The 3,160-nt window shown below is 63.1% G+C and carries 4 protein-coding genes; all 4 read right to left on the reverse strand.

Features of this window, described 5'->3' with window-relative positions:
* Positions 1 to 555 (reverse strand): hypothetical protein (locus VJ307_03540; GenBank protein HJX73206.1); only part of this gene is annotated, 555 nt, incomplete at its 3' end.
* A complete protein-coding gene (locus tag VJ307_03545) occupies positions 552 to 1,931 on the reverse strand; it encodes a (Fe-S)-binding protein (GenBank protein ID HJX73207.1) in 1,380 nt (459 codons plus the stop codon). The genes VJ307_03545 and VJ307_03540, both read right to left, overlap by 4 nt.
* A 15-nt stretch (positions 1,932 to 1,946) precedes the next feature.
* Complete coding sequence (locus VJ307_03550; protein ID HJX73208.1) at positions 1,947 to 2,303, reverse strand: hypothetical protein; 357 nt, start codon at positions 2,301 to 2,303, stop codon at positions 1,947 to 1,949.
* Between the two features lie 289 nt (positions 2,304 to 2,592).
* On the reverse strand, positions 2,593 to 3,160 hold a 568-nt coding region (locus VJ307_03555), incomplete at its 5' end, for a helix-turn-helix domain-containing protein (protein HJX73209.1).

Raw genomic sequence — 3,160 nt, forward strand, 5'->3', positions numbered from 1 at the left:
GTTGCCGCTCATGACGTGGACGAAAAACGTCGCTTCAAACGAGAAGGGGTTGACCGATGGGTGCATCAGCAGGAACCCGGACGCAAAGGGCAGGGCCACGACCAGGGGGATCGCGTAGTCCTGGAACCTCGACAGGGCCCTGGTGGACCTCGACGCGATGCGCTGGACGATCAGCGCGACGGCCGTCACGATGGCCACGATGGTCAGCACGTCGGCCACCGGGTTCGATATCGCGGGCCACGAGACGCCGAGCCCCCGGGCCCACAGGGCGATATGACCGCCGAGGAAGATCGGCACGATCAGGATGGACACGTGAAACAAAAACGAGGTGAGGCTGAACAGGACCTGGTTCCAGAGCTTCCCCACGGGAATCAGCCACCCGATGGTCGCCGCGATCATCTTGCGGTACGGGATGTTCTTGTCCCCCGCGCGGTGCACGGCCCGGACCACCTCCCACACGGTGATCCCCACGTGCCGCGGCAGCCCCAGCACCATGAAGCTGAACGCCGCGATGAAGACGGGCCCCCTCGCCCACGCCAGCCAGGACTCCATCATTTCTCCTCCTTCTCCTGCCCGTGTGCCGCCGGCCCGGCACCGAAGTCGATGACCTTGAGCAGCAGATCGTGCAGGCCGACGACCTCCATGCCCTCGAGGACGTTGTCCTCGACGACTTCCCTGAGCTGCTTCTTGCAATTGGCGCAGGGGGAGATTATGTACTTCGCCCCCGTTGCCCGCAGCTGATCGGCCTTCCGCTTGCCCATCGGCCCGGTGCGGAAGGCGCGGATCTCATCGATCGAAACCAGCCCGCTGCCGCCGCCACAGCAGTAGTTCTCGGTGCGGTTCGGCGTCATCTCGACGAAGTCCTTGCAGATGGCCTTCAATATCTCGCGCGGTTCCTCGGTGATCCGCCCGGCGCGGGCGATGTTGCACGGATCGTGGTAGGTCACCCGCTCCTCGATCTTGTTGCCCTTCAGCGGGATCTTCCCTGCTCGCATCTGCTGCCAGGTGTACTGCATGATGTTCACGACCTCCGGTGCATCGGGGCCGCAGAAGGTGGGGACGAACCAGGCGCTCCGCGTGGCGTGCCCGCACTCGCCGATCAGCACCTTCCTCCCCTTCAACCGGTGCACCTCGGCGACCACGTTGCGCACGATGCGCTCCATCATCCGGTCGGAGTAGAACAGGCCGTAGTTGATCCCGTCGTAGTCCCCCGTGCCGATGGTCCAGGACCCGCCGGTGACGTGCATGACCGCGGCGTTGCCCATGAGGGTGTCCGGCTCCAGCAGGTAGTCCGAGACCGCGGGGAAGAAGACGTACTCCGCCCCCTGCACGTCGATGGGGAACTTCACATCCACATTATAGTTGTCCCGGAATTCCTCCTCGAGAAACGCGCAGGTGTCCTTGAGCGCGATGACCGGGATCGCCGAGGTGTTGCCCACGCCCTCGAGCTGTTCGCGGACCGACACGAGCAGGGCCTTCGGGATGACGTTGATCTCGGCGAGGAGCCAGCGTGACAGGTGCGTGATGAGGCCGTGATCGACGCCCATCGGGCAGGTGGCCTTGCAGCGCCGGCAGGCGGTGCAGCGGTAGTACTCCTCCGCCATGCGGTCGAGGTATTCGTCGGTCAGCGTGAACCCGCCGAACATCCGCGCCTTCAGGATGCCCTCGGCCGTGAAATACCGGCGGTAGACCCCCAGCAGCAGCTCGGAGCGGTGGCAGGGGATGTCCCTGTCCTCGCCGGTCACCTCGTACAGCGGGCAGACGGAGGCGCAGCGGCTGCACTTCGTGCTGATCCGCGCGTAGACCTCGAGCGGCAGGCCGTAGTTGGAATGCTCGAGGACCGCGGCGAAAGCCTCCAGGAACTTCCGCGGCCGCTCGGTCGTCTCCAGCGCCTTTTTCTCGACGAAGTAGCTGTACTTTCCCTTCTTCATGGATGGACACTCTCCTCACTTGTCCGGGGCCGGCGACGCGTGACCGGCATGCCTGGATCTCCCCCCGGGAGAAAGCCTGCCCCGGACGAACAGATCGAGCAGCTCGTCCACGCTTCCCGTCACCCAGGAAATCACATGGATTCCGTTCGCGCGGAGCAGGTCCTCGAAGAAATCCTGCACCCCGCCGCAGATCAGCGTCTTCACCTGCTGGTCGCGCAGCAGCCTGAACCGATCGAAAACATCCCGGCTCTGCAGCGGGAAACCTTTCTGCGCGACCACTTTCCCGCCTCTGATGGTGAAGATGGCGATGTTTGCGCAGTATTCGAAACACGGAGCGACTTCCTCTTTGAATCGCGGGATGGCCACCTTCACCTCGATCCTCCACCGGCCGTTGTAAAGAGCAACTTTAAGGCCAACATCTTCGGAACGCCGGCAATTGGTCCTGGTAAAAGGGTTTATCAGATTGTCGGGTGAACAGACCAGGCGAGTCGTTTTGCAGAAATGAAACACACACCTGTTTCAAGTATTTCAGGATTGCAACAGCAGTCTCCGCCCCTGACCGTAACTACTCATGTCATTATTCCGGAACGCTCGGCATGAACGGTTGGCCTTCGAGTGAGAGGATGGGCCGGAGTCCGGGGAAAAATGATGACCGCAGCGGTCAAGAAATGGAGTACTTCTTCATCTTCCGCCACAGCGTGGCGCGGCTTATTCCCAGTTCCTGTGCCGTCTTTCCCAGGTGCCCGCCGTTGTGCTTGAGGGCGAAACGGATGGCGTCGGCCTCCGCAAGCTTGAGCTGCGATCCGTCGTGCGGTGGCTTCGTCGCAAAGGCGCGCTGGTTCCCCTGCGGGAGATCCTCGGGGAGGTGGGGCACATCGATCAGCCGGTTGTGGCACAGGACGAACCCGTACTCGATGACATTTTCCAGCTCCCGGACGTTTCCCGGAAAGTCGTGGCGCATGAGGATCTCCATCACCGCGGGCGTGACTCCGGTGATCTGCTTCCCGCTCTTCACGCTGAAACGCCGGACGAAATGCTCGACCAGAAAGGGGATGTCCTCGCGCCGGTCCCTGAGCGGGGGGAGGGTCAGACGGACGACCGCCAGGCGGAAGTACAGGTCGTCCCGGAACTTCCCGTCGCTGACGAGCTCGGCCAGCTTCCGGTTGGTGGCCGCCACGATGCGTACGTTCGCCTGCACGGTCTTGGTCCCGCCGAGCGGCTCGTACTCG

It is taken from the genome of Candidatus Deferrimicrobiaceae bacterium (assembly GCA_035256765.1).
Classification (GTDB): Bacteria; Desulfobacterota; Deferrimicrobia; order Deferrimicrobiales; family Deferrimicrobiaceae; genus CSP1-8.

Coding starts and splice junctions, on each gene's coding strand:
- VJ307_03545 (HJX73207.1), bottom strand. CDS start 1,931: ATGAAGAAGGGAAAGTACAGCTACTTCGTCGAGAAAAAGGCGCTGGAG.